Origin of the sequence: Sporosarcina jiandibaonis, from assembly GCF_013184495.1 — a bacterium.
GTDB classification, from domain to species: domain Bacteria; phylum Bacillota; class Bacilli; order Bacillales_A; family Planococcaceae; genus Sporosarcina; species Sporosarcina jiandibaonis.
The window spans coordinates 22,792-44,815 of record NZ_JAAOIY010000003.1 but is presented as its reverse complement, the minus strand read 5'-3'; the positions used below and the strand labels follow the sequence as shown (position 1 = coordinate 44,815).

Here is a 22,024-nt window from a genome sequence, read left to right as displayed (position 1 = left end):
TAAAAAACAGTTTACGGGTGACTTATTGAATCCGACAAAATCCGACATTTGATAAAAGGATTTTTCACTATCGAAAAACGGGGTTGATTCTTTTCATTAAGGTTGATTGTATTTATCAACAACTTCACGATACAACATTTGAAGGAACTTTCTACTATTTACTTTCACTTTCATTGGTGTATCATCATTCTCCTCAATCTGTTTCATGCGGCTTCTTATTTCTTGGAAGTCAAAATAGCGGGGCGCGTAATATTCGAATTCTGGATTGGTGAAGTCAATTGAGCCTAATGAAGCTAAATTGTTCACGGCTGCAATAATTGTTCTTCGGATCCGTTGTTCAATGGCTTTACTTTCCTTTTCCACGTTATCTACAGCCATTTTTTGAGCGACTGCTTCATATAACTCCTTTAAGGAAGGAATTTGAGCGTTAGAATTACCATTCTCCATTAAAAATTCAATTATTGATACAATATCATTGCTTCCTGCTTCTCCGACAATCCCCATATCATTTAAAATGGATAGGACATTTTCTTTCACATTTCTTTGCATTTGCGGCTTCGTGTAGGGACCGATGTTCGCTAATGATTCTCGGATTTGTAATAATGAATTTTTCAGTTGGAATTGTTCAGCCGTCTTCTTTAAAATGCTAGACACTTCAATGCGATTAATTGGTTTATGTATAAAAAATTCTACACCTATTTCATAAGCCTCCCCTACCATTTCTTTATTTACAACTTGAGAAATCATAATAAACTGTCCTTGATACCCCTCATTTTGTAACTGTTCGATTGTTTCAATCCCATCTAATTCTGGCATTAAAAAGTCGATCAGGACAAAATCAGGCTGTGTTGACAGGATAAAAGGAAGTGATTTTTTCCCGCTTTCCGATTCGCCTATCACTTCACCAAGTCCGCTCTCAGTTATAATTTGCGCTAACATTCGACGGCTTGCTGTATCATCATCTACAATAAAATATCGCAGTTTTCTTCAACTCGCTTTTCTTATATTTTCAGTTGGAATTTCGATTCGGAAGATCGTTCCATTTCCTGACGTTTCGATTTGAACATGACCTTTTAACGTTTGAATAATTTCTTGTACATGCGACAAACCTATTCCTGTGGCCGCTACCCCATGAGCGCTAAATTTTGTCGTATAACCAGGTTCAAAAATAATGGCAACATCCTCTTTTGGAATTCCTTCGCCAGAATCTTTAATAATGAAATACGTATTTTCCTTTTCTTCAAATAACTCAAAAACGATTTCGCCTTTAGTCTTAATCGATTCAACCGCATTTGCTGTAATATTATTCAATAAAGCGAGTAGAGGGATTTGTTGATTCGTTTCAAAATCGCTAGCTATTGAAAAATGAAATGAAATATTTTTCTTTAATAACTCGCTATACTTCTTATTTGCAGTCACTACAAAATCTATTAGATCGGACAAAAAAAAGTTTTCATTTCTTTCTTCATTTGTCATTTTAGACAGGCCCGCAAAAATCCTCTGCGAGTCTTTTTTCACCTCGTGAATTTCTTGTGCGATGCGTAACGCTTGTACACTCAACTCGTGAAGCTCTTTCTTTTTTAATGTTCGATATAAGTCATGACTCGAAGCGGTAATTTGTTCGATGTGATCCATCGATTTCTGCAAATACAAGGTTTCCGCATACAATTCAGAACCAAGACTAAGCGTCTCTTGCATCCGTTTCTTATGTTCCGAAATAATAATCGAGCTATACAGACCAACGACAAAATAACTCCTCAGTACTGCGACTCCCAATAATAGTATCCATTCATGAAACGTTACATTCACACCATTTAATAACAACAATCTCGTAAGTTGCTCTGCACTATTTCCAATATACTCTAATCCTGCAGCCCCTGCTCCTAGGAGAAGTGGAGACGTTTTGTACTGCTCTATTTTGATAAAGTTTAATCCGAGTGCATATAAAAAATAAAATAGAAAAACAGGTGAATGGGTCTTTAAACTTACCAACAAATCTGTATGATGAAGCATGTCTCCAAATAGGCGAAAACAAACGACCGTTAGACCCGTAATAAGACCAGTACGAATAAGAGATGCTGGAGGTCGAATCAGGAGTAGCAGAAAGAAAGCAATACTTCCTAATCCGAAACGGAAAGCTTCACCATTAAAAGGAATCACTTTTATTTCACTTGCAATAGCAGTTAATAGAGCTATAAAAACTAAGTATAACCCATCGCTTCTATTGAAATTTTTACTGAAAAAGTTATTTAACAAAACCGGCCCTCCTTTTCACGCTCTCGATTGCATATTCATCTATTTATTTTATCAAAAGGTACATGCGCTAGGCTATTATTACATGCATTTATACTATATCATAGGCTGGATTGCGCTAAGTGGATAGTTCTTTTGGTTTTGCTTCTTTTAATACGAATGATGTTTATTATAAGATAGAATTAGGTAGTAACTACTTTTAATAGTATAGGAGCGTTATCAAATGAATGTTATTTTCTCCGACTTGGTCGCATTCACTACTCTTTTTTTATTCCTCATCGGCAGTATAATGATTACGAGTAAAGTCCTCAAAAGCAGGCCTTTAAAATTATTTTATGGAACAAAATACTTTGGGATAACTAAAGTTAGTTTATCCTTTGAAACATTTAATACGTACTTTGTGAGAAATTATTGGATTCGGCCAAACGTCACTTATGAAGTTGTTTACAAGTTGAAAACTGAAGAAGGTAAAATTACGATGTCCCTTGATAATCAACTTTTCGAAGAAACGACAACCTCTACAGAAGGCTCTGTTCTCATGACGTTCGACAAAATAAAACCTGTCGTAAAACTTGTTGGCGAGAATGCTAAGAATGGTCATGCAGAAGTTGAATTAATTAAACAATGACAGTTTCATTCAAAAAAAACCACGCTAACAAATATGTCAGCGTGGTTATATAAAATTTATCTCACTTCTTCTTATATGAAGCCATCTATTGTCAACACAAATTCTACTTTATATCCTCTCCATCAAGCTCTATTCGTTCCATTAACTTTTGGTACTTCGTTTCCTCTTCTTCCGTTTGGTTCAGGTCCTCAGCATACATATGTGTGATCCGGCCGAATGACACTTCCACAATTGCATGAAAATCCTCTTCTGCATTAACGAGTAGGAAATAACTAATCGATAAGCCCATATGTGGTTGGATCACTTTTTCTAGTATTGCATTTCCTAATTGCTTCGTAAATTGATCATTTTCCAAGATAAAAGATGCATAGTCTTCCGAAACAATCGTAGACACGGCTTGTTCTATAGTGCCTTCTCTCAAGTCCTGCATAAATTGCTCTACGACTTGCTTGTTTTCATCTGTAATCGCGCTTTCTTTCTCCTGCGCCAGATTCTCCTGGGTTGTTTGAATGGTTTCCTTCAGTTCTGGTGCCAAAGGAACTGGACGGTCGGCTCTCTCTAACATAATCGGACCAAATCGACCGATCATACCCAGCATTATCGCAGCAATCATAATAACCACCGGCCATCTGCTTTGTTCTTTGGGCCATTCTGTCGGTAGCCGAGCTGGTTGTGACGTCGGGCTTGTCTGTAACTCCTCCTGATATACGGAAGCATCGTTCACCTTAGTACTTTCCTTAATCTCCGAAATATTGGTGGAGTTCCATAGCTGTGATAATTGGGCTTCCAACTCATTTGACGTTAATGGGGCGTGCGCTTGTTCCCGTCTAGGCTGCACGCTATCTTTTTCAAGGACCTTTTCCAGTTCTTTAAGAGCCGACTTCTGATTCTCATCGACTTTTCGCTTCATTAATTTTTCTTCATCATCAATAAATCCTGCTTTTTTCAACATTGATTTTGACAGCTTAGAACTCGTTATTAAGAATAAAATATACACTCCGAATATAATAAACGTATTCTTTTTTCCAAAAAGAGCGAACAACCCGCCTAATTCTATAGCAAATACGGTGAAAAGTATAAGCTTATATGAAATCCTATCTTTAAACAATTCCGAAATAAACCTAGTTGGATAACCCACAGCTTTTAGCAGCAAAAGATTTATCTCGATCTTTATACGAATGAATCCGTTTTTAGTTGGATGAATCTTTTTATAATACTCACGAATTCGTTCGTCTTCTGGTTCAAGTCTCATTGCTTCATCTATTAGTGTTTGCGCCTTTTTATATTTTCTGCGCTGGTAGGCTACCCAGGCAAAATTAAGCAGGTTCATACTATGTTCTGGATTGGCTTCAAGTGCCAATCGCTCATATTTTTCAGCTTCCTCCAATTTTTTGTGGTCTTGATACAAAAGCATCGCATAATCGCCCAAATAGGCATCATTTCTGGGACTCAATCGAATCGCCTCTCGGTAGGAAGACAATGTTTGCTCCATATCAGTCATTCGATTAATTTGGGCAAACTTTGCATGAAAAAGATGATTATCTGGATAAAGCCTTAGACCTTCCTCTATCAGTTCCCTCACTTTATGTTCATCAGAATGAAAATCTTGATACGTCATAACGGCTAACTCAAGAGCACCCTCATCTTCCGGGGCTATTCGAAGTGTTTCGTCCATCCAATGCAGGGCATCCTCACCTTGACTTAGCATGTAATAATGCCAGGTCATTAACAAATAACCCGCAATGCTCTCTGGATCATTTCGGAGTACCTCTTCGGCCTGTTCCTTTGATTTTTCAATTTCGCCTTTTTGGATATAAAGTTTAATCAGACCTACTCGATTAACAAATGATCCCAACATTTATTTCATCCTTTACTTCAAGTTGTTTTTGAAAATGTAGTCGAGCACATCTTGATATTCATTATTGGCATCACTAAATGTTGCATAGCTTTTAGCCGTCGCAAACCATTCAAGTGTTGTCGGCTGTCGCTTCTTCATCGCTGTCAATAAATCCTGATTTGTTAAAGGTTGAATTTCTCCAGTTTCAAATGATCTTGTAATTGCAGCATCAATTGCATCTTTAACCAAATACTCTATATCAGCACCAGAAAAATGTTCCGTATATTTTGCCACGAGATCTAATTGCAGGTCTTTTTGCGGCTTCCCTGCAGTTTTCAATGCCAATATGGCTTTCCGTTCTTCCAATTCAGGCGGCGATAGAAAAATCAATGAATTAAAGCGACCAGGTCGTCGTATTGCAGGATCAAGATACCACGGCGTGTTTGTTGCGCCAATAACGTAGATGCCTTCATTATTTGCCATAGAACCATCCAACTCTATTAATAACTGATTCACTAACAAACGATCATGATGCGAGTGCATCTTTTGCCGATTACCACCTAGGGCATCCAATTCATCGATGAATAAAACACAAGGGGTTTTGCGCCTGGCATCTTCAAAAAACTCATGCATATTTTGCTCTGCTTCACCAGACCATTTGGAGAGAATAGATTGTAAATCCAAATGGAGGAAATTAGCATTAATTTCCCCTGCGACTGCTCGGGCTAAAAAGGTTTTTCCACAACCAGGCGGACCGTAAAAAAGTATGCCGCCTCCCACTTCCTTACCAAATGCTTTAAATATCTCTGGCGATTGGATAGGCATTATGAAGTCGACTTTAATCTTCTTCTTAACTTCCTCCAAACCACCTACATCCGCAAACGTTTCAATCTTCTGCTCAATTTCTACGATTTTATCCTGTTCTTTATCATACGAAATAACCTTTAAATTCGGACGTTGCTTATTACTTTCCACTGTATTCCTCCTATATATATATGTATATATGCTTAGATGAAGGTCACTAGAAGTTTTAATCCTTATTTTACCTGTTCGTTTAAGTATACCAGATTTCAAATTAGTAAACGTGAAATCTCCAGAAATTTCAGGTACTTGCGCTTATTTTAATTAACAAAAAAATCCCCCCACCTAATATGCAATCAAATACATACTAAGTGGGAGATGTATAGAAAAGCTAAATGAAAAATCAAAACGAGCAAGAATTTATTCGTTAATTAAGGATTGGCTTGATTTCATAATCTCTCGGTAATAGCTCGCCATTCTCGATTTCCTCTACGAAATGACATGCGGCTTGATGTGTCTCGTCCATAATTCGATGCGTTTTAAGCAATGGTTCTTCTTGTTTACACTTGTCTTGAGCAAACGGACAACGTGTATGGAAACGGCACCCAGCCGGTGGATCAATTGGCGATGGGACGTCTCCCTTTAATGCAATATGCGTTTTTTTATGTGTTGGATCGGGAACTGGTATCGCCGAAAGCAAGGCTTTTGTGTAAGGATGCTTAGGCTTTTCAAAAATCTCTTCTTTTTCACCTATTTCAACAATCTTACCTAGATACATGACGATAACACGGTCAGAAATATGTCGTACAACCCCTAAATCATGCGATATAAATAAATAAGTTAAATTATATTCTTCTTGTAATTCTTCAAGTAGATTCAACACTTGTGCCTGAATTGAAACGTCAAGTGCAGAAACAGCCTCATCACAAATAATCAATTTCGGGTTTACTGCAAGTGCTCTAGCAATGCCGATACGCTGACGTTGCCCACCCGAAAACTCATGAGGGTAACGGTCTGCCTGGTATTCATTTAATCCAACCGTTTCTAATAATTCAATAATGCGTTTACGTCTCTTTTTCGGCGGAACCGAATTTTGAATCGTCATCGCTTCATTTAAAATGTCTGAAACAGTTTGTCGTGGATTAATGGAAGCGTATGGATCTTGGAAAATAATCTGTAAGTCTTTTCTATGTTTGCGCATCTGACGTAAAGATAATGACGTTAAATCCACGTCATTAAAGGATACTTTTCCCTCCGTTGGTTCCTCCAAGCGAAGTATCGCTCTCCCGGTAGTAGATTTACCGCAACCAGATTCACCAACAATACTAACTGTCTCTCCTTCATGAATTGTAAATGTAATGTCATCTACAGCTTTTACATGATTTACAGTTCGACCAAGGAGCCCCCCTTTAATCGGAAAATACTGCTTTAACCCCTCTACCTTGAGCAATTCTTTTTTCGCCATAGACGTTCACCTCCATCTCGCCGTCCCAATTGTCGGAATATATCCAACAACGAACATCGTTTCCTTTATCATCTTTTGAAAGCTCTGGCAATTCAGCACGACATAAATCCGTTGCAGCCGGGCAGCGAGGAGAGAATCTGCATCCAATCGGCATATCACGAACATTCGGTACATTACCTCGGATTGGTTCTAATTTATCCTGCTCCATATCATGACGCGGCAAGGAATTGAGCAATCCAATTGTATATGGATGTTTTGGTTCTTTAAATATCGTAAATACATCCGAGTATTCAACCACTTGCCCAGCATACATGACTGCAACATAGTCACAAGTTTCAGCAACAACACCAAGATCATGCGTGATAAAAACAACCGACATTCCAAGTCGATGTTGCAACTCTTTAATGAGTTGAAGGATTTGAGCTTGAATCGTGACATCAAGTGCTGTTGTAGGCTCATCGGCGATTAATATCTCCGGGTCGCACGCAAGTGCCATCGCAATCATTACCCTCTGGCGCATTCCCCCCGAAAGTTCATAAGGATAGTTACGCACGCGCGCCTCTGGTGAAGGAATTCCGACCAGTTTCAATAAATCCACGGATTTCAAAAGCGCATCACGTTTGGACAACTTCTGGTGTTTAATAAGTGATTCGCTTATTTGTTGACCTATTGTAAATACTGGATTTAAAGAGGTCATGGGTTCTTGGAATATCATTGAAATCGCATTTCCTCGTATATCTCGCATCTTACGATCAGAATATCCAATTAAGTTTTCGCCTTTAAAGCGAATTTCACCATCTATAATTTTTCCATTAGAAGCAAGCAATTGAAGAATTGATAAAGCTGTAATACTCTTTCCTGAGCCGGATTCACCTACGATTCCTAGCGTTTTCCCTTTCGGAAGCGTAAAACTTACGCCATCAACCGCCTTTACTTCGCCATCGTCTGTATAAAAAGACGTACGAAGATTGTGAACTTCAAGTACATTAGTTTCCATATATTTGTAACCCCTCTCTTGATGACATTCGGCGTACTTATTGTCAACTCAAGTCTATTCGTTTGTTTAGCATTCTGTATGATATATCAACAAGCATATTAACAAATACAAACAACAAGGATATGACTAGAACGGTTCCTTGTACAACTGGGAAATCACGCTCCGTAATCGCTGCGATTGTTAGTCGACCCATTCCGTTAATCGCAAATATCGTCTCTGTAATAACAGCGCCGCCTAGGAATGCTCCAAACTCAAGTCCAACAACTGTTACTACTGGAATTAAAGCATTTTTCAATGCATGTCGGTAAATAACAATTTTCTCACTTAATCCTTTTGCCCTTGCTGTCCTTATATAATCTTGATCGATTACTTCTAGCATAGAAGCCCGCGTCATGCGTGCAATAATCGCTGCACCACTAGTTCCGAGTGTAATAACTGGCAAAAGAATCTGACGCCAACTATCTCCCCAACCAGATGGTCTCATCATCAAAAAGTCGGGTATCGGAAGGAAATCCACCCCAACTGCAAACCATTGAATGAGCAGTAAACCTAGCCAGAAGTTTGGCATAGAAAGTCCAAATAACGCAACAACCATTATAGATACATCAGACCATGTGTAGTGGCGAACCGCTGATATAATTCCTGCAATTAGCCCAAGGAATACAGCAAGAATCGTTGCATAGACTGCAAGCTCCGCGGTCACCCAAAATCGTCCTTTTATTTCATCAACAACAGGCCGACCACTTCGAATCGAGTTTCCAAGGTCCCCTTGGATTGCATTCGATACATAGTTAAAATATTGAACAGGCTTTGGTTTATTCAAGCCTAATTTTTCACGAATTTGTTCCACTGACTCTTCCGAAGCAGCTTCCCCCGCCATAATTTGTGCAGCGTCTCCCGGGATAAGGTGCATCAAAGAAAATACGAGTATTGATACGCCTATTAATACAGGTATCGTTTGTAATAGTCTTCTAACTATATATTTCGCCAATTTTATTCACTCCATCATTTTTTCATCTTAGGATCAAGTGCATCACGCAAGCCGTCTCCAAAAATATTGAACGCCAATACGACTATAGCAATCATCATCCCTGGGAAAAGCATTAAATGCGGGGCCGTCTTCATGTAAGTACGTCCATCATTTAGCATCGCTCCCCATTCAGGCTCAGGTGGCTGTGCCCCCAAACCTAAAAATGATAGTCCACTTGCAGTTAACACTGCCGTTGCAATACGCAATGTTGCTTGAACAATTATCGGTGAAACAACGTTCGGGAGAATATGTTTAAATATAATTCGGAAATCAGAAGCTCCAAGTGCTTTCACTGCATCTATGTATTCTAATTGCCGTACAGATAATGTTGAGCTACGTACGATCCTTGCAAATGCTGGTACTGAAAATACCGCAACTGCTATGATTACGTTTTGTAAACTACCGCCTAGTACACTGACAATTGCAAGCGCCAACAAAATTCCTGGAAACGCCAACAAAACATCCATAACTCTCATAATAATCGTATCAATCTTTCCTCCATAATAGCCTGATACAATTCCAAAGATGACACCAATGCTGCCTCCTATTGCAACTGAAAGGAAGCCAACCTTCAATGTAAGACTCATCCCATGAATAATTCTCGTAAAGATATCCCGACCAAAATTATCCGTTCCAAACCAAAACTCTGCAGATGGCGGCTGTAATTTATTTAACACCATGACTTCAGTTGGATCTTTCGTTGTAAGAAAAGGACCAACTATAGAAACGACGATAAACAGCAGAATGAAAAATCCTCCAACCACAGCTGCCTTATTTTTGCTTAATCTTTTCCAGAAAGCTTTATAAGCTTCGATTCTCGGGCTCGACCTTTTTGGCCCATTAATCACTTCTACGGTTTTTCCCGCCATAAAACTAGTACACACCTTTCATAATATAAAAATAAGGTTAAGTCTACCGACTTTTCTAGCTATTCGCCATTGGTAGCATATCATGAATTTATTATTTTCGGAATCTAATTCCTAATGACTCTATATTCCAATTTATCAATAAATCTAAAACTCTTGATATCATTGGCTTTTATTAATTTATACCTATTTAATTATCAAAACTATTTAACTGAAAAATTGTTAATATGACAAATATTCCTCTATATTCATGCAAATATAGTAATTTTTTAATAATTTGTATTGTCTTAATTATTTTCTTATGATACATTATGGGAGGATTATAGATCTATAGAGTAAGAAATAAGTATTAACTCTATTAGATAGAAAATGGAGGCATTTACATGAATAGCAAGAAAAAGTTTTCGCTGTTATTAGTTTTAACTTTAGTTTTATCAATGTTCCTTGTGGCTTGTGCCGGTGGAAGCGACGATAAAGGCGGCGAAAAAAGCGGAACTACCGAAGGAAAAGAAAATGAGGCAGTAATTGGCGGCGACTTAGTAATCGCAACACTTTCCGATGCAGCAATGCTTGACCCACATCTTTCAACAGATGTACCGTCAATTAATATTCAACAAAACATATTTGAAACGCTAATTGCAAAAGATAAGGACGAGAATCTTGTTCCAGGGTTGGCAACGAGCTGGGAACCAGTTGACGAAACAACATGGGTTTTCGAGCTTCGTGAAGATGTGACATTCCATGATGGAGAAAAATTCAATGCTGAAGCAGCTAAGAAAAACTTCGACCGTATTCTAGACCCTAATATCTCGGCACCACGAGCATTTCTTTTTGATATGGTAACGGAGTTTAAAGTAGTTGATGAATATAAACTACAAATTACAACAGAATATCCATTTGCACCAATTCTTGCACATTTAACTCACCCAGTTGGTGCAATAATTAGCCCTAAATCAATTGACGAGGACTATGCAGCAATTGAAGACGGAAAAGAAGCAGGATCTGTTATTAACTCACATCCAATCGGAACGAGTTATTTTAAATTTGAAAACTGGAACCAAGGTACCGAAATTAAATTAGCAAGAAACGATGACTACTGGGGAGACATTCCATTTTTAGACACAGTAACAGTCAAAGCAATTCCAGAAGGCGGTACTCGACTTGCAGAACTTGAGACAGGTCATGCTCAAATTATCGAGCCTGTACAACCAAGTGAGGTTCAACTAATTGATGGGTCCGAATTTGGAACAGTTGATAATACAACTTCATCTTCACTCTCATATGTCAGCTTTAACCTTGAAAAAGCACCGTTTGACAATTTAAAAGTACGTCAAGCAGTTTCTATGCTTATTAACCAAGATGATATTCTAAATGGAATCTATGAAGGTCACGGGGTTGCAGCTGTTGGTCCTTTAGCACCTGGCGTATTTGGATATGACGAATCAATGAAACCACTCTCTTACGATCCAGAAGCGGCTAAAGAACTTCTTAAAGAGGCTGGATTTGAAGATGGATTCAAAACGACAATTTGGACAAACGATAACCAACAACGAATGGATATGGCAGTACTTGTCCAGCAAGAATTGAAAAAGGCAAATATCGAAGTTGATATCGAAGTTGTTGAATGGGGTGCGTATCTAGATAAAACAGCTAAAGGTGAACACGATATGTTTATCCTCGGCTTATCAAACCCTGTTGGTGACGCAGATTATTTCTTATCTCAGCTATTCGATTCAGCAAATAAAGGTCTTGCTGGAAACCGTTCCTTCTACGATAACCCTAAAGTAGATGAACTACTTAAAGCAGGTAGTCAAGAAATAGATGAAACTGCTCGACAAGCTATTTACTCTGATATTCAAGAAATTCTAATTGAAGAAGCACCTATGGTTTATGTGCATCACCAAGCATACTTGACAGGTGTTAGTAATAATATTGAAGGATACTGGATTAATAGTTCTGGCTACTACAAGTTGCAACATGTAAAGTTTGTAGAATAATCCTTACCCTATACAGGTACAGATCGTTATGTATTTTTTATATCAATTCTAACTATATAATAGAAGAAAAAGCACACGTTTAAAGAATAACAGCCACAAACCTCTTTAAGGTTTATGGCTGTTATTCTTATTTTAATTGAACGATTAATATACTTTCAGTATAGAGAAAACTATATATCCTTATAAACTTTTTCGTATTTGAGTAAAATCATCAGAAGAATTACAATTATAACTATAAGGAATAATCAGAATCACGATATCTCATCCAAGGAAAAAAGAAGCCTAAAAACATTGGGGGAATTATACAAATGATTAAGCTGACTAGTGAAACATTATTTAGTAATGAACTATTAAAAGAAATCAGGGAAAGATTTGCTTATATCGATATCGATCCCCTAACACAGAAGAAGCGACTGTTTTTTGACAATGCGGGAGGCTCATTTAGGTTGAAAAGTGCAAATGAAAAGTTTGCACAGTTAGACTTGATTCCTAATTGTCCTATGCGTGATCATGAAGTATCGAAATACTTAACAAAGGTCGAACAAAAAGGATTAAATGATGCTCGAGTTATTTTCAATGCAAAAAACGGGAGTATTGCAACTTACTATACTGCTTCACAGGCGATTTTCGGAATTACGGGTGTTATCGCTGAAAATGTTGAGGGAACAAATATTGTTACTACTACATTGGAGCATCCGTCCGCTTTTGATGCAGCAAAGTTCTATGCAGATAAGTTAGGAAAGGAATTTCGCGTAGCTCAAACAAACCCTGTCACGGGGGGAGTTGATGTTGAAGAAATCACAAAGCTTATTGACGATAATACTTGTCTATTAAGTGTCATTTACGCATCAAATATATCAGGCGCTATTTTAGATATTGAGACGATTGTTAAGGAGGCAAGAAAGATAAAGCCCGATTTATATATTGTCGTCGATGCTGTTCAACATGCCCCGCACGGCATCATTGATATTGAGAAAACCCCGGTAGATGCAATGAACTTTGCACCTTACAAATTTTTCGGAGTTAGGGGTAGCGGAATTGCTTATCTTTCTGATAGAGCTGCAAAACTTCCTCACCATCGCTTATTTGGAACGGATGATGGTAATTTGCAACTTGGCAGTTCTGCACCAGGACATTTTGCTTCGGTAAGTGAGATTGTAGACTATGTGTGTTGGATCGGAAGCAATTTTTCAAATGAGGAAGATAGAAGGAGTTTATTTGAAGAAGGAATGAAGAGGATTTCTTTGCATGAAAGATCACTTCTTGAAATAATGCTTGATGGCACCGATAAAGTAAAAGGATTAAGAAATATTCCCGGGGTTACTGTTCATCTTGATTATGATGATTTGTCCAAAAGGGATTTGATCGTTGCTATCAGTATAGATCATCTGGATTTTCAAGAAGCTGTAAGTCAATATGAAGCTGAAAACGTTATCGTATATGATCGTGTAGCTTCAAGCATTTATTCAAAAAGAATGTTGGAGTCATTTAGAATGGAAGGCGCGATAAGGATATCCCCATTACACTGTAATCGTGTGGATGAAATCGAAGAGTTTTTGGAAATAACACAAAAAATTGTAGATAGAAATGCTAAATAATTAAATTGGAAATGAACGCTCGTTTTAGTGAGCGTTCATTTTTGATTGCCAAGATTTAAATGCCAACGAGTTTTTTCTTATTTAAATATTCTATGAAGTCCGTACCTACATTCGAAAGTGGATGCGACTTTTTATAATACACCATAATGTTTCGATACGAATTTTCATCATCAATTTTGTAAAAGAACAATTTATTCGTTGCTTCTAAGGACTGCGTAACGCCAGCGCGTACGAATGCAATTCCTTTTCCGTTACAAGCGACATGATACGATGTGAGTAATTGATCAAAGGTCATCGATACTTTTGGTGTAAAGCCTGCTTTTCTGCACATTTTTAAACTTCTTTGATACATATCATTCCCCTTTTTCAATAATAGAAAGTTTTCATTTTCAAATTCTTTCAAACTCACCTTTGGATAATTTTCATTCATATATTGCCCATTAGCCACCTCGTCGAAAGTGAGCCGATACTTTTCCAATCTATTGTTCACTTTATATGAACTAGGTACCGCAAGCAAAATATGTTCTTCTGCCCAAACAATTGAATCGAAAAGTTTAGGATCTCTTTTTTCAACATCCAAAATGATGTCAACTATGCCCGATCGCAGACACTTCACCAAATCATCTGCATTGGCTTCCAAAATATTTACCGTGTAATCAGGATATTCCCTCTTAAACTCTTGCGCCAATGTCGGCAAAATATAGGCACAAAAGAATGAAGCTCCCCCAACATTTATGGTCCCCCGGTTATTGTCCCTTAAACGATTAAAATGAGATCTCATTTCTTTTTCCAAGGTCATGATATTTTCAATAGATTCAATATAATATTCCCCTGCTGAGGTTAATTGTATCGGGTTACTGCTTCTATCGAAAATAGGCAGACCAATTTCCTCTTCTACCCTTTTAATTGTTGCACTGAGTGCTGGTTGCGATATGTATAGTTCTTCAGCGGCTTTAGAAAAACTTTTATTTAAATATACCTCATAAACATAATCCATATTTTTCAACATAAAATTTCCGTCCCCTTTTTAGTATAAAGAAAATCATATATCGTTATAAACTTTTTCGTATTGGATTTAGAAAGCTCATAGAACTACTATTATAAATATATAGAATAATCATGAGTTTTGCAAAGTCACGTAATGTGACGAAATATAAAATAGAAAAGAGTGATTAATAATGGATTCAATAGAAGAAAAGTTTTTGAAACTCGGAGCTGAATTTGCGCCTGGCCAAGAAGTACGACAGAAAACAAAAGAAGTTGAACTGCGCGGCGAGAAAATTTCTGGTACGCCTGTCGACTTTTCACACGGTGATGTTGATGCTTTTGAGCCAATTCCGGGTTCACTAGATGTGTTCATCGAAGGTGTTCATCTTGGCGGTAAGCAAGCCTACACGGAGTATCGCGGAAGTAAAATCATTCGAGAAAAAGTAGCTGAAAAACTTTCTGATTTTATGGGTACAACGATTAATCCAGACTTGAATTTCATCATTACACCAGGAACACAAGGAGCGCTGTTCCTAGCAATGGGATCTATAGTTTCTAGACGCGACAAAGTTGCGATTGTCGTACCAGATTATTTTGCCAACCGAAAACTAGTTGAGTTCTTTGAAGGTGAAGTCGTTCCGATTCAGATGGACTATTTCAAGTCAGATAGTGCCGCGGGTTTGGACTTAACTCAGTTGGAGGATTCCTTTAAAGCCGGTGTTAAACTATTTTTGTTCTCTAATCCTAATAATCCTACGGGCGTCATTTATTCGGAGGATGAAATTTGGAGGATTGCGGAACTAGCGCAACAGTACGGAGTGACAGTTATTGTTGATGAACTATATTCACGTCAGATTTTTGAGGGACGGGCTTTTACGCATCTATGTGCAGAGAATATAGTAGATCCTGAAAATGTCATTACCATCATGGGGCCATCGAAAACAGAGTCACTGAGTGGCTACAGGCTCGGTGTAGCATTCGGATCCGCCAAAATTATTGACCGCATGGAAAAACTGCAAGCGATTGTGTCTCTCCGTGCCGGCGGTTATAGCCAAGCCGTTATGAAATCTTGGTTTTCTGAGCCCGAAGGATGGATGGAGGAGCGAATTGCGCAGCACCAAGCGATCCGGGATGATTTAATTTCGAAATTGCGCGCCGCTGGAGGGTTCGAAGTTAGAGCTACAGAGGCAGGTAGCTATCTGTTCCCGAGAATTCCTGATTTAGGTGTTCCGATAAATGAATTCGTGAAGATACTTCGCCTCCAAGCCGGCGTTACAGTAACGCCTGGTACAGAATTCGGGCCACAGTATATTGATAGTTTCCGAATAAACTTTTCACAGAATCATAAAGAGGCAGTTGACGCAATTGATCGTGTCATCCAGGTAGTGGAGGCGTATCGTAATGAACACGTCAGATGAGATAATCAATCCTATTCCGCAGGGAAATTATATTCCGGCAACACGATTTGGAAACATGATTTATACGGCCGGGATGACGCCCAGATATAATGGCGTACTCATTCAAAGCGGAAAAGTCGGTATAACCGAGCCGATTTCAATCTATAAAGCAGCGGTAAGGCAAGCGGTCGCAAATGCCCTTGCCGCCGCCATGAATACACTTGCAGAACAAGAACGGCTAGAGCAAGTCCTTTCGCTAACCGTTTACGTGAATGCAGAAAATACTTTTCAAGCACATTCTAGTATAGCGGATTTTGCTTCTGAGTATTTATTTGAAAAAATGGGAAATGCAGGTATAGCCAGTCGTGCTGCGATAGGTGTTGCATCATTGCCAGACAATGCACCAGTTGAAATCCAACTGATTGCTGCTGTTTCTTCATAAAGATTAATATGGGCGCTTATCTTTTCGAATAAAAACAAACGGAAATCAACCAAGTATGAATAAGGTTGACTTCCGTTTGTTTTGTGAGCATATTTCAAATTTTATGAAATAAAAAGATTTATGAGTAATACGCCTGCTAATCCGACTAATGAAAGAATCGTCACCATGACCGACCAAGTTTTGATTGTTTTTCCTATAGAAAGATTAAAGTACTCTTTGTAAATCCAGAATCCAGCATCATTGACATGAGAGAATGTGATACTCCCGGCACCAGCAGCTAATACCATTAATTCTGGACTCACGCCAGTCATGCCAACGAGAGGCGCCGCAATACTGGCAGCTGTCATTCCTGCTACAGTTGCCGATCCAACTGCCACTCTAAGAATCGCAGCGATTAACCAAGTTAGAACTAGCGGAGAAAGTGTTGAGCCTGTCATAATGTCTGCAATATACAAATCAATTTTACTATCGATCAATACTTGTTTAAATGCGCCGCCCCCTGCAATGATTAATAAAATCATCGCAATGCCACTAACAGCCTCTGAGACAGATTGCATAATCTCCTTCATTTTTATACCGCGATTCAGCCCGAACGTAAAGAAAGCAACAATTACAGAAAGTAACAAAGCCATATTTGCATTCCCGATAAAATCAAAGAATGGCATTACTTTCGAATCCGGCATGGTCATTGAAACAATGACTTGAGAAGCAATTAAAATAACGGGCATTAATGATGTAAGCAAACTCGTCAAGAATCCTGGCATTTCTTCTTCTGTAAATTCTTTAGGATTATATAACCCTTTAGGGATTTCAACTTCCAAATCTTCTTTTTTAAAGAGTTTCGTAAATAGAGGGCCGCCAATAATAATAGCGGGAATCGCAATAATAATTCCGTATATTAAAGTTTTTCCTATATTCGCTTCAAATACACTAGCTACTGCTGTTGGCCCTGGATGCGGCGGAACAAATCCGTGCATCGTAATTAGTGCAGCAATGACGGGCATCCCAACATACAATACCGGTACCCCGGCTGCCGCAGTAATTGTAAATACTAAAGGAATTAATACAACAACTCCCGTTTCAAAAAACAGGGCAATCCCAACAACAGATGCTGTTAAAACGGCAGCTAATTGGACTCGTTCCTTCCCGAACGATTCGATTAACGTTGTCGCAATTCGTTGGGCACCACCTGAATCTGTCATCAATTTACCAAGAATAGCACCGAAAATAATAATCATTGTCAAGCTTCCAAGCGTTCCGCCTAAACCATTTTGGACAGATGCCACTGCATCAAGCGGTGACATTCCTTCTAAAATCCCCACCACTAGCGCAGATAAAATTAGAGCAATGAAAGCGTTTAACTTAAAAACAATCATCAATAGAAGTAAAAATGCAACTCCTATACAAATAGATACTATAGGCATCGTATCCCTCATTTCTTTAGTTATTATAAATTAATTTACAAAATTAAACTTATATCTATTTTATTTATTCGCGAGCAATCGCACGAATTTTGCCATGATAGGTTCCATCGTATGTTGCATTTCTGCCATCACTGTAGATAGATGCGGCATTTGTTTTTTCTCAAAACAATTTTGTAAATAAGAAACTGCTGCCATGGAAACTTCTGTGTTCACATTAACCTTGCAAATACCAAGCTCTATTGTTTGTTTGACTATCGCGTCAGGCGTTCCAGATCCTCCGTGCAGCACAAGCGGAACATCGACGGCTTGCTGAATTTCTTCTAAAAGTTGCAAATCGATATTCGGCTCTCCCTTGTACAACCCGTGAACTGTACCAATTGCTGCGGCTAAAAAGTCTATGCCCGTTGCGTCTACAAACTCTTTTGCTGACTGTGGATCTGTTAATGTGCCGTCTCCTTCTTCTTCATCCGAGAATTCACCTTTTGCCAACGAACCAATCTCAGCCTCAACAGAAACACCCGCCATATGCGCAATTTCTACAATTTCTTTAGTCCGGCGTATGTTTTCTGTTAAATCATAGGCAGAACCGTCGAACATCACTGATGTGAATCCACAACGAATCGCACGAATGATCGATTCTTTTTCATAAGCATGATCCAGGTGAAGCGCGACAGGTACGTGAGATTTTTCGGCTAATGCTTTGACAAGAGCTGAAAAACCTTCAACGTCAACTGTCGGGAAATAACGTTCACCAAGCGCAATAATAACTGGCTGATTTTCTTGTTCTGCAGCACGAATCGCCGCTTGAACCGTTTCTAAATTGTATACATTAAAGGCCGCTACAGCATATTTTTCTTGCTGGGCATGCTTTAAGATTTCATTTGTATTGACCAACATGTAGATAACCCCCGAATCTTATGCATTCATCCCGCCACTTATAAAAGAGGCGGACTCCTGCTGAATTAAGATAATATCTCAACTACTTCTCTAAGTGTTGTAACTGCACCTACGTTCCCTGGGAAAATAATATATGGAATTCCCGGAAACTTACTTTCCTCTCCAGTGACCCAAACTGGGATACCAGGTTTTATTTGCCCAGCTACTGTTGCTCTTTTTACGCCAAGCCCTTTCGTTCCGATATCACTGGATGTAATGCCGCCTTTAGCAACGATATAATTAGGTCGAATATTTAAGCGCTCTACGATACTTGTAACAGCATCTGAGATTTTCACAGAAAGTTTCAATTCTTCCTCTTGTTTACCTTCACCAAGATCCAATCGTTCACGTCTCGTATACACGGTAACTGGTTTGCCTGATTGAAGAGATTTCTCCGTTGTCGTGATGACACGTTCTATTTCCTCTTGGAACTTTTCAGGTTCGAGCACAAGATGGACGTCAAACTCAATAAATTCAATAGAATCGCTTTTTTTCATTTCTTCCAGTTGTTCTGTCGTTTTTTTAACATGAGAGCCTACAAGGATTAAACCACCATGACCCGTTTCTTCCTGAATTAATTCCTCTTTTGTTAAAAGCGCTTTATCACTTACGCCACCAATCACTTTCGTAAGCGCTGCTGCACTTCTGAACATGAATTGTTTCCCGGATTTCATGGCTTTGATCAGCGCGATAACGAAAATTTCGACATCCACATAATCGACTGCATTGACCACTACTTTATTAAAATCATTTACTTGTAGTAATTGCGCTGTAATTTTTTCAATATCCATCGCTCTTAAACTCTCAATTGAAATGTAGGTTGTATTTGCAGCTTTGAAAGCACCTTCTGTTTTTTCCTCAACCCAGTCACCTAAGTGAGACGATGAAAACCCAAAGGTTCTATCTTTTGCAAACTCTGTTTCACCAGCAGGAACTAAATGTTCTTCATATTGTACATAGTGGATATTGTCCACTGTGTAGCGACCGCCTTCTTTGAAAAATGGGATGATCACTTCTCCGTCATAACTGATATCCGAAGCGGCTTCAATCGTATCTTTTAATACCTCTGTTTCAAGCGGATAATGCCCTCTCAAAGTGGAGTCTCCACGGCTGATGACTATAAAATCCTTGTTTAGCTTTTTCGCAACTTCTACGATATTGGCCGCAATTTCTGTATGTGCTTTTGTTGTTTCGGCAGCAGTGAATCCTCTAGAATTTGTCAGGATGAAAAACATCGCGTTTTCTTCTTCAAATCCTTTTTCCAAACTTTCTATTGACCAATCCGTGTAAACAGATATACCATGAACCGTTTGTACTCCTGTTGGGTCATCGTCAAGCACAATAATTTTTTTATTCAAATCAACTAATTCATTCTGAAGCAACTCTTCTACTACTTGTGTATCGACTGTTTGGATATTGTCCAAGACTTCTTGAACCGCTCTCTTTTCATTACTTCTAATGTTAGCCATCGATTATGCCCTCCCGACTGTAACGTTTGCTAGTTTTTCATAATATTGAACGATTCCGCCATGATCATCTGCTTCTTTGCCATCGACCTTTAAGGCATGGAAAATTTCTAATAACTGGCTAGATAATGGTAGTGGAACGCCGACACTATGGGCTGTTTCCATCACGTTTGCCATATCTTTCAAGTTAATATCTATTCTTCCACCTGCTACGAAGTTACGATCTAGGATGAGTGGCACTTTTGCATCCAAAACAGCACTTCCTGCTAGTCCACCTCGAATTGCTTCGTACATTTTCTCCACATCGATTCCAGATTTCGCAGCCAATACCAGAGCTTCAGACATCGCCGCGATATTTAAGTTCACGATGACTTGGTTCGCTAATTTTGCAGTCGTACCGCTTCCACTTCCACCGACTAATGTGATTTCAGAACCCATAGCTGCAAGAATATCCTTCACTTGCTCGAACACTTCTTCTTTACCGCCAACCATAATCGCAAGCGTACCGTCTTTCGCTTTTGGTTCCCCGCCACTAACAGGAGCATCTAACATATCCACTCCTTGTTGCTCTGCGATAGAAGCGATTTCTTTAGAAACAACCGGTGAAATAGAGCTCATATCAATGATGACTGCACCCTTTTTCGCGCCGCTTAGCACACCATTTTCACCTAAAACAACTTGTTGAACGTGTTGAGAAGCAGGCAACATAGTAATAATGACATCACTATTTTCACCGATTTCCTTTGCAGATTCTGCTGAAGTTGCTCCAGCTTCCTTCAAAGCTTGTACCGCTTCTTTATTTAAATCAGTCACGATCACTTCGTATCCTTTAGAAACTAAATTCATGGCCATAGGTCTTCCCATAATCCCTAAACCGATAAAACCAATTTTTTTCAACATAAATAGTCCTCCTTGTTGTTCGAGTTCTGCTTTAAAACGATAAATACATTCACTTCAAGACGCCTGTAACCGTTTGCAGTATTCTTCACTTTTTTCATTGTATACGTTTTATTTTATTTTGTATACACTTTTTATGAGTTTGTATACAAAATCGAGTTTTAATTAGTTATTCTTCCTTTCTCGCACTATATTTGATACGTTTATATGGATTAGGTTAAACGAAAAAGGGGTGAACGAAATGACTCAAAGCAATAAGAAGCCTCGCTCCGCATATCATCAATCGTATGAAATCATTCGTGATAGAATCTTAAACGGGGATTTACCAGGTGGCACAAAAATTGTAGAAGATAAACTAGCGAGAGATTTAGGATTTAGCCGTACGCCGATTAGGGATTCCTTACGAAAACTAAGTTATGAAGGACTCATCGTCGATAAAAAAGTTGTGCAGCCTACTGAAAAAGATTTACGCAACTTATTTCAAGTAAGAATCCTCTTAGAAGGTGCCGCAGCGAAATCGGCAGCAACCTATTTGCCAGCGGAAGATTTAAAGTCGCTTGCGAATTGTGTCGAGATCGGAAGAGATGGAACAACTGAGGACATTATGGAAGCCAATGAACGTTTTCATGAAATTATTGTGCAAGCCAGCGGGAACTCACTGATGATAGAGACAATAGCGCGCATGAAGTCGATTATCTACCTTTTTCGGAAGACGGTTGTCCTTCACAATCGACCACGTTTAATTGATGAGCATGAAGAAATCTACGAAGCCATAAAAGCAAGAGATACTGAAAAAGCGAAACAACTAATGGAAGCCCATCTTGAAGAGGATTTAAATTTCTGCCTCCATATTTTAAGAAGTCAACTTTCGTAATAGGGCAGTTATGATTGGTGAATTAATAATTCCAATATATTATTTTAACGCAAAGAAACACTAAAACTTGATGATAAGTTTTAGTGTTTTGTTTATACCTCGTTAGCTAAAGTGTGTTGTTTGGGCGCC

19 protein-coding genes are annotated in these 22,024 nt (G+C 38.7%); 6 read left to right on the top strand and 13 right to left on the bottom strand.

Going from position 1 to position 22,024, the window contains the following annotated elements; translation table 11 throughout:
• Positions 1 to 96: 96 nt before the first annotated feature.
• Both G8782_RS09925 and G8782_RS09920 read right to left on the bottom strand, forming a co-directional pair.
• Complete coding sequence (locus G8782_RS09925; RefSeq protein ID WP_172371182.1) at positions 97 to 981, bottom strand: response regulator; 885 nt, start codon at positions 979 to 981, stop codon at positions 97 to 99.
• Between the two features lie 6 nt (positions 982 to 987).
• Entirely contained in the window at positions 988 to 2,256 is a 1,269-nt protein-coding gene (locus G8782_RS09920; protein WP_172370808.1) for a sensor histidine kinase, read from the bottom strand.
• Between the two features lie 220 nt (positions 2,257 to 2,476).
• Between G8782_RS09920 and G8782_RS09915 the strand changes: the two genes are divergently transcribed.
• A complete protein-coding gene (locus tag G8782_RS09915; protein ID WP_172370807.1) occupies positions 2,477 to 2,881 on the top strand; it encodes a hypothetical protein in 405 nt (134 codons plus the stop codon).
• Between the two features lie 103 nt (positions 2,882 to 2,984).
• Here the strand turns inward: G8782_RS09915 and G8782_RS09910 are convergent, their stop codons facing one another.
• The 6 genes from G8782_RS09910 to nikC form a co-directional block, all read right to left on the bottom strand.
• Positions 2,985 to 4,739: a tetratricopeptide repeat protein gene (locus tag G8782_RS09910; protein ID WP_172370806.1), complete on the bottom strand. Its 1,755-nt coding sequence runs from the start codon at positions 4,737 to 4,739 to the stop codon at positions 2,985 to 2,987.
• A gap of 12 nt (positions 4,740 to 4,751) precedes the next feature.
• Positions 4,752 to 5,693 (bottom strand): AAA family ATPase, encoded by a 942-nt coding sequence (locus tag G8782_RS09905; protein ID WP_172370805.1) that lies wholly within the window; start codon positions 5,691 to 5,693, stop codon positions 4,752 to 4,754.
• Positions 5,694 to 5,946: 253 nt separating this feature from the next.
• Positions 5,947 to 6,984, bottom strand: a complete 1,038-nt coding sequence (locus tag G8782_RS09900) for an ABC transporter ATP-binding protein (RefSeq protein WP_172370804.1) — start codon at positions 6,982 to 6,984, stop codon at positions 5,947 to 5,949.
• Positions 6,929 to 7,981: an ABC transporter ATP-binding protein gene (locus G8782_RS09895; protein WP_172370803.1), complete on the bottom strand. Its 1,053-nt coding sequence runs from the start codon at positions 7,979 to 7,981 to the stop codon at positions 6,929 to 6,931. Before G8782_RS09895 ends, G8782_RS09900 begins: the two co-directional genes overlap by 56 nt.
• 43 nt (positions 7,982 to 8,024) lie before the next feature.
• Positions 8,025 to 8,972, bottom strand: a complete 948-nt coding sequence (locus G8782_RS09890) for an ABC transporter permease (protein WP_172370802.1) — start codon at positions 8,970 to 8,972, stop codon at positions 8,025 to 8,027.
• A 14-nt stretch (positions 8,973 to 8,986) separates the two neighbouring features.
• Entirely contained in the window at positions 8,987 to 9,880 is an 894-nt protein-coding gene (gene nikC / locus G8782_RS09885) for a nickel transporter permease (RefSeq protein ID WP_172370801.1), read from the bottom strand.
• Between the two features lie 380 nt (positions 9,881 to 10,260).
• Here nikC and G8782_RS09880 point away from each other — a divergent pair, with 380 nt between their 5' ends.
• Together G8782_RS09880 and G8782_RS09875 are read left to right on the top strand one after the other, a co-directional pair.
• Positions 10,261 to 11,874, top strand: a complete 1,614-nt coding sequence (locus G8782_RS09880; RefSeq protein WP_172370800.1) for a glutathione ABC transporter substrate-binding protein — start codon at positions 10,261 to 10,263, stop codon at positions 11,872 to 11,874.
• 308 nt (positions 11,875 to 12,182) lie between these two features.
• Complete coding sequence (locus G8782_RS09875; RefSeq protein WP_172370799.1) at positions 12,183 to 13,472, top strand: aminotransferase class V-fold PLP-dependent enzyme; 1,290 nt, start codon at positions 12,183 to 12,185, stop codon at positions 13,470 to 13,472.
• A 55-nt stretch (positions 13,473 to 13,527) separates the two neighbouring features.
• Here G8782_RS09875 and G8782_RS09870 read toward each other — a convergent pair whose 3' ends face one another.
• Positions 13,528 to 14,481, bottom strand: a complete 954-nt coding sequence (locus tag G8782_RS09870; protein ID WP_172370798.1) for a LysR family transcriptional regulator — start codon at positions 14,479 to 14,481, stop codon at positions 13,528 to 13,530.
• Positions 14,482 to 14,650: 169 nt separating this feature from the next.
• On the opposite strand from G8782_RS09870, the gene G8782_RS09865 reads away from it, so the two are divergent.
• Positions 14,651 to 15,877 (top strand): pyridoxal phosphate-dependent aminotransferase, encoded by a 1,227-nt coding sequence (locus G8782_RS09865; protein ID WP_172370797.1) that lies wholly within the window; start codon positions 14,651 to 14,653, stop codon positions 15,875 to 15,877.
• Entirely contained in the window at positions 15,861 to 16,298 is a 438-nt protein-coding gene (locus G8782_RS09860; RefSeq protein ID WP_172370796.1) for a RidA family protein, read from the top strand. The genes G8782_RS09865 and G8782_RS09860 overlap by 17 nt, the downstream gene beginning before the upstream one ends.
• A 101-nt stretch (positions 16,299 to 16,399) precedes the next feature.
• Here the strand turns inward: G8782_RS09860 and G8782_RS09855 are convergent, their stop codons facing one another.
• From G8782_RS09855 to garR, 4 genes are all read right to left on the bottom strand, one after another.
• Positions 16,400 to 17,722 carry a gluconate:H+ symporter gene (locus G8782_RS09855; RefSeq protein WP_172370795.1) on the bottom strand — a complete coding sequence of 441 codons (1,323 nt, stop codon included), beginning with the start codon at positions 17,720 to 17,722 and terminating at the stop codon, positions 16,400 to 16,402.
• Between the two features lie 60 nt (positions 17,723 to 17,782).
• Positions 17,783 to 18,619, bottom strand: a complete 837-nt coding sequence (locus tag G8782_RS09850; protein ID WP_172370794.1) for a class II fructose-bisphosphate aldolase — start codon at positions 18,617 to 18,619, stop codon at positions 17,783 to 17,785.
• Positions 18,620 to 18,684: 65 nt separating this feature from the next.
• Positions 18,685 to 20,127: a four-carbon acid sugar kinase family protein gene (locus G8782_RS09845; RefSeq protein ID WP_172370793.1), complete on the bottom strand. Its 1,443-nt coding sequence runs from the start codon at positions 20,125 to 20,127 to the stop codon at positions 18,685 to 18,687.
• A 3-nt stretch (positions 20,128 to 20,130) separates the two neighbouring features.
• Positions 20,131 to 21,024, bottom strand: coding sequence for a 2-hydroxy-3-oxopropionate reductase (gene garR, locus G8782_RS09840; protein WP_172370792.1), 894 nt, complete (start codon positions 21,022 to 21,024; stop codon positions 20,131 to 20,133).
• 238 nt (positions 21,025 to 21,262) lie between these two features.
• Here garR and G8782_RS09835 point away from each other — a divergent pair, with 238 nt between their 5' ends.
• Positions 21,263 to 21,895: a GntR family transcriptional regulator gene (locus tag G8782_RS09835; RefSeq protein WP_172370791.1), complete on the top strand. Its 633-nt coding sequence runs from the start codon at positions 21,263 to 21,265 to the stop codon at positions 21,893 to 21,895.
• The last annotated feature ends 129 nt before the right edge of the window (positions 21,896 to 22,024 follow it).